General features: G+C 70.9%; 7 protein-coding genes. 1 reads left to right on the top strand and 6 read right to left on the bottom strand.

Annotated features, from left to right (window positions below; translation table 11 throughout):
* Positions 1-89: 89 nt before the first annotated feature.
* From CH341_RS36260 to purB, 6 genes are all read right to left on the bottom strand, one after another.
* Positions 90-443, bottom strand: coding sequence for a hypothetical protein (locus CH341_RS36260; RefSeq protein ID WP_281023682.1), 354 nt, complete (start codon positions 441-443; stop codon positions 90-92).
* A 44-nt stretch (positions 444-487) separates the two neighbouring features.
* Positions 488-1,318, bottom strand: coding sequence for a glutamate racemase (murI, locus tag CH341_RS28345; RefSeq protein ID WP_111422448.1), 831 nt, complete (start codon positions 1,316-1,318; stop codon positions 488-490).
* A gap of 287 nt (positions 1,319-1,605) precedes the next feature.
* The gene (locus CH341_RS28340; RefSeq protein ID WP_245431290.1) at positions 1,606-2,085 is read right to left on the bottom strand and encodes a YidH family protein; all 480 of its coding nucleotides are present in this window, start codon (positions 2,083-2,085) and stop codon (positions 1,606-1,608) included.
* A gap of 100 nt (positions 2,086-2,185) precedes the next feature.
* Positions 2,186-2,485 carry a type II toxin-antitoxin system RelE/ParE family toxin gene (locus CH341_RS28335; RefSeq protein ID WP_111422446.1) on the bottom strand — a complete coding sequence of 100 codons (300 nt, stop codon included), beginning with the start codon at positions 2,483-2,485 and terminating at the stop codon, positions 2,186-2,188.
* A gap of 1 nt (position 2,486) precedes the next feature.
* Positions 2,487-2,750 (bottom strand): ribbon-helix-helix domain-containing protein, encoded by a 264-nt coding sequence (locus CH341_RS28330; protein ID WP_146604655.1) that lies wholly within the window; start codon positions 2,748-2,750, stop codon positions 2,487-2,489.
* 73 nt (positions 2,751-2,823) lie between these two features.
* Positions 2,824-4,134 (bottom strand): adenylosuccinate lyase, encoded by a 1,311-nt coding sequence (gene purB, locus CH341_RS28325; protein WP_111422441.1) that lies wholly within the window; start codon positions 4,132-4,134, stop codon positions 2,824-2,826.
* Positions 4,135-4,427: 293 nt separating this feature from the next.
* On the opposite strand from purB, the gene CH341_RS28320 reads away from it, so the two are divergent.
* On the top strand, positions 4,428-4,623 hold a 196-nt coding region (locus CH341_RS28320; RefSeq protein WP_210208655.1), incomplete at its 3' end, for a hypothetical protein.

The following is a 4,623-nucleotide window of genomic DNA, read 5'->3' as shown; positions in this document are numbered from 1 at the left end:
GGCCCCGAGGGCCCGCGTGACGGGACGGGTTTTAGGGGATCGGCCGGAAATGTCAAACCCGCCGGCGGGTGCCGGCCCTGCGTCCGGACCTACTTGGCGGCGCAGATCAGCGCCTCGGGGGTGAGCGAGGCGCCGTCGCGCCGGCATACGCCTTCGCGCTCGTTCGCCCGCACCGGAGCGAGCGAGCCGAGCGGGCAGAACACCGTGACGACGAACTCGTTCGGGTCGCAGGCGCAGCTCGCCCGGTCGCACTGGACCTGGCGGATTTTGGTGCCGGCGGGACCCGCCGGGCCGGCCGGACCGGTGTCGCCCTTCGGGCCCGCGGCGCCGGCGGGGCCGGGCGGGCCCGCGTCACCCTTCGGGCCCTGCGGCCCGGTCGCCATCTCGCAACCGGCCAAAGCGAGCGAAAGACCCAGAATCGCCGTCGTCAGAAATCCGCGCATCGCAATCCCCACCACAATATCGCCGCCTGCAGTGTTCCCCGGACTCACTCCGCGGCGCCGAGAACGGCCGGGGCGTTCGACAGTCTCAATCCGAATCGGGCGAGCGCGGCGACCAGCGCGGGCGGCGGCGCCCGGCCCGAGGTGAAGACGATACGGTCGGCCGGCCGGCCCGGATCCGTCGCGGCTGCGCCCGGGGCGGGCCCGATCAGGTCGACGACCCGCCGGGCGATCGCCGGGGCGGGGTCGATCCAGGTCACGGGCCAGGGGCTCGCCGCCACCAGCCGGTCGCGCAGCAGCGGATAATGCGTGCAGGCGAGCGTCACGGTGTCGGTGCGGCGGCCGTTCGCCTCGACGAAGCAGGGCGCGATCTCGCGGGCGATCGCCGCGTCGTCGACCGGCTCGTCGCGCAGCGCCCGTTCGGCGATGGAGGCGAGATGGGCCGAGCCGACCAGCGTCACGGCGCAGCCCTGGCCGAAGTCGCGGATCAGCGCCCGGGTGTACTCGCGCGCCACCGTCGCCTCGGTGCCGAGCACCGAGACGAGGCGGCTCTTGGAGGTCGCGCAGGCCGGCTTGATGGCCGGCACGGTGCCGACGAACGGGACCGTGTAGGCGGCCCGCAGATGCGGCAGGACGAGGGTCGAGGCGGTGTTGCAGGCGATGACGACGAGGTCGGGCCGCGTGTCGGCGATCAGCTCGCCCATCAGCGGCACCAGACGGGCCGTCAGGGCGGCCTCGCTGTGCCGGCCGTAGGGGAAGAAGGCGTCGTCGGCGGCATAGACGTAGCGCGCGTCCGGGCGCGCGAGAACGATCTCGCGCAGCACGGTCAGGCCGCCGAGGCCGGAATCGAACACCAGGATGGCGGGCCGGGCCGGCATCGTGTCGAGGAATCCTCCGTCCGTTCATGCTTGTAGCGCAATTCCCCGCGGCCCGACAGCCGGCCCGCGACAGGGCCGGCCTGCACGCCCTCGGTCCCGGGGGCGCCGTTCGAATTGTTATGGAAGATTGTGGTTGGCCGATCGCAATGTCCGCGATCTCCGAGGACCGCGTCTACGGCTACGACTTCGGCTTCAGCCGCGGTGCGTGGTCGCCGCGTGCCTCGTATTGACCGCCGCTGTCGTCGGCGTCCGCAACTTCGTCTGGCGCCTGTGAACGGGTCCCCCGCTCACGGCGTCGCGTCACGGCCCAGCAGCACGCCGGCCAGGGCCGTGAGGGCGACCAGGATCAGGAAGCCGTTGACGGCGATCAGCAGGGCCGGGGGCAGGCGGGGCGTGTCGGGGCGCGGCGGCGGCGGGCCGGGGCGCATCTGGCGCCACACCGCGGCGGCGAAGCAGAAGGCGCTGAACAGCACCAGCACCGAGCCGGTGGAGAGGATCATCCAGTGCGGCACCACGCCGTCGAGCAGCGCCCTGGCCCCGATGCCGCTCGCCAGCGCGGCGAGGCCGGTGCGCACCCAGGCCGCATAGGTGCGCTCCGCCGCGAACAGGGTGCGGTCGGCGGCGAGCTCGGTGCGCCGGTCGGCGGAGTCGGCCATCTGGCCGGTCGCGCCCTCCATCCGGGCGGTCGAGCCTTCCATCCGGGCAGCGCTGGTCTTCAGCTTGTCGGTGCTGCGATCGCCGGCGGCGCGGGTGTCGGCTGGTGTCATGGGAGGCCCGGGCGTGAGAAACCGAGCGCCAACGTCGGGGCGAGAGCAGAGGTTCCCGGTGGTGCGGCACGGGGGGAGGGGCCTGACTGCCCGAAGCCGGTCAGAGGAAGGCCTGATCGAGGCTTCGTCCCGCGTACAGGATGCGCAAGACGACCACGGCGCCGTCCCGCACCGTGAACGCGATCGTCACGCGGCGTTCGAAACCGATGGTCCGCAGGCCGGGGCGAACGTCGTCGCGACGTGTGCCGCGCTCAGGAAAGGATTGCAGGTCGAGGCACTGCCGTTCGATCCGACGGACGTATGCGATGGCCCGGTCTGGTCCGGCATGGGCCGCGATCCAGTCGAAGATGTCGTTCAGGTCGTTGCGCGCGGCGCCGGAGAACAGGACGCGCGCGGGCATCTCAGGGCCCCTGGTCTTTGCGATGCCGACATCGAATTTCGAGGTCGGCCAGCACCTCGTCGGCTGGAATCAGGGGCTCGGTGCCGCCGCGGACCCGGTCGTAGGTCGGGCCGACCTCGTCGCAGAGCCACCGTTCGATGGTCGTATCCTGTGCCTGGAGTGCGCGGAGGCCGTCGCTGACGACGGCGCTCTCGTCCATATAGGCACCTGAGCCGACGCGCTCCTCCACGAGGCGTGCCAGCTCGTCCGACAATGTCACGGTCAAGGATTTGGGCACGTCGAGGCCTCCCTCTCTCCGCGAGTATCGGCTCGGCGTGAGCCGGCGTAAACGGCCCTTGTCAGCTCCGTCCGAACACCCGCCGGAAGATCGTGTCGACGTGCTTCAGGTGCCAGCCGAGGTCGAACTGGGCCTCGATCTCGGCGTCGGAGAGCTTTGCCCGGACGTCGGGGTCGGCCTTCAGCAGGGCCATGAAGTCGTTCGACTCGCCGCCCCACACCTTCATGGCGTTGCGCTGGACCCAGGCATAGGAGTCCTCGCGGCTGACCCCCTTCTGGGTCAGCGCGATCAGCACGCGCTGCGAATGAACGAGGCCGCCGAGCCGGTCGAGATTCTTCTTCATGTTGTCCGGATAGACCAGCAGCTTGTCGATCAGGCCGGTGAGCCGCACGAGCGCGAAGTCGAGCGTCACGGTGGCGTCGGGGCCGATCATCCGCTCGGCCGAGGAGTGCGAGATGTCGCGCTCGTGCCACAGCGCGACGTTCTCCAGCGCCGGCGTCACATAGGCCCGCACCATGCGGGCGAGGCCGGTGAGGTTCTCCGACAGCACCGGGTTGCGCTTGTGCGGCATTGCCGACGAGCCCTTCTGGCCGGCCGAGAAGAACTCTTCCGCCTCCAGCACCTCGGTGCGCTGCAGGTGGCGGATCTCGATCGCCAGCCGCTCGACCGAGGCGGCGACGACGCCCAGTGTGGCGAAGAACATGGCGTGGCGGTCGCGCGGGATCACCTGGGTCGACACCGGCTCGACCGATAGCCCCATCTTGGCGGCGACGTGCTCCTCCACCCGCGGATCGACCTGGGCGAAGGTGCCGACGGCGCCCGAGATGGCGCAGGTGGCGACCTCCTTGCGGGCCGCGACCAGCCGGGCGCGGGCACGGGAGAACTCGGCGTAGGCGACCGCGAGCTTCAGTCCAAAAGTGGTCGGCTCGGCATGGATGCCGTGCGAGCGGCCGATGGTCGGCGTCAGCTTGTGTTCGAAGGCGCGGCGCTCCAGGGCCGCCAGCAGGCCGTCGAGGTCGGCGACCAGGAGGTCGGCGGCGCGGGCGAGCTGCACCCCGAAGGTGGTGTCGAGCACGTCCGAGGAGGTCATGCCCTGGTGGACGAAGCGCGCCTCCGGCCCGACGATCTCGGCCAGATGGGTCAGGAAGGCGATGACGTCGTGCTTGGTGACGCGCTCGATCTCGTCGATGCGGGCGACGTCGAACACCGCGTCCTTGCCCTTGGCCCAGATCGTCTTCGCCGCCTCGGCCGGGACGATGCCGAGCTCCGCCATGGCGTCGGCCGCGTGCGCCTCGATCTCGAACCAGATCCGGTAGCGGGTCTGCGGGTCCCAGATGGCGGCCATCTCGGGGCGGGTGTAGCGCGGGATCATGGAAGCACTCGCTCGTTCGTGACGAGGGGGCTCCTAGCAGATCGTCCGCCGCCCGGCCACGTCGATCGACGGGCCCGCCGCCGGCGCCGGTCGGATCATCGCCCGCGCCGCGACGCCCGACCTGCGAGTCGGCCGCCGCAGGCCGCGCGGATTAGACTTCAAGCTTAGGTGTTTGCCCGCTTGACACTGTTGACTGTCAATCTAACATTACAGTATGTCGATGGCCGAGGCGGTGCATCGCCGGTCCGTGATCCGCCGCCTTCGGTTCCACTGCTCATCCGGTGTGTCGACCCATGGCCATGCTCGCTGCGTCGATCGAGTCCGTGGTGTCGCTGCCCCTCCAGGTGGCGGTGCTGGACGCTGGCGGGACGATTCGCGAGGTCAATGCCGGCTGGCGCCGCTTCGCCGCCGCCCGCGGCCTCGCGCTGCCGAACGACGGCATCGGCTCTGATTTCTTCGCCCATTGCACGCCCGACCAGGCGAGCGGCG

Origin of the sequence: Rhodoplanes roseus, assembly GCF_003258865.1 — a bacterium.
GTDB lineage: Bacteria > Pseudomonadota > Alphaproteobacteria > Rhizobiales > Xanthobacteraceae > Rhodoplanes > Rhodoplanes roseus.
Note: the sequence above shows the minus strand (reverse complement) of the source record. Positions and strands in the feature narration are given on the sequence as shown.

Excerpts from the sequence above, each read along its gene's own strand:
- CH341_RS28340 (WP_245431290.1), bottom strand. The coding sequence starts at position 2,085 with ATGACACCAGCCGACACCCGCGCCGCCGGCGATCGCAGCACCGACAAG.
- purB (WP_111422441.1), bottom strand. The coding sequence starts at position 4,134 with ATGATCCCGCGCTACACCCGCCCCGAGATGGCCGCCATCTGGGACCCG.
- murI (WP_111422448.1), bottom strand. The coding sequence starts at position 1,318 with ATGCCGGCCCGGCCCGCCATCCTGGTGTTCGATTCCGGCCTCGGCGGC.
- CH341_RS36260 (WP_281023682.1), bottom strand. The coding sequence starts at position 443 with ATGCGCGGATTTCTGACGACGGCGATTCTGGGTCTTTCGCTCGCTTTG.
- CH341_RS28335 (WP_111422446.1), bottom strand. The coding sequence starts at position 2,485 with ATGCCCGCGCGCGTCCTGTTCTCCGGCGCCGCGCGCAACGACCTGAAC.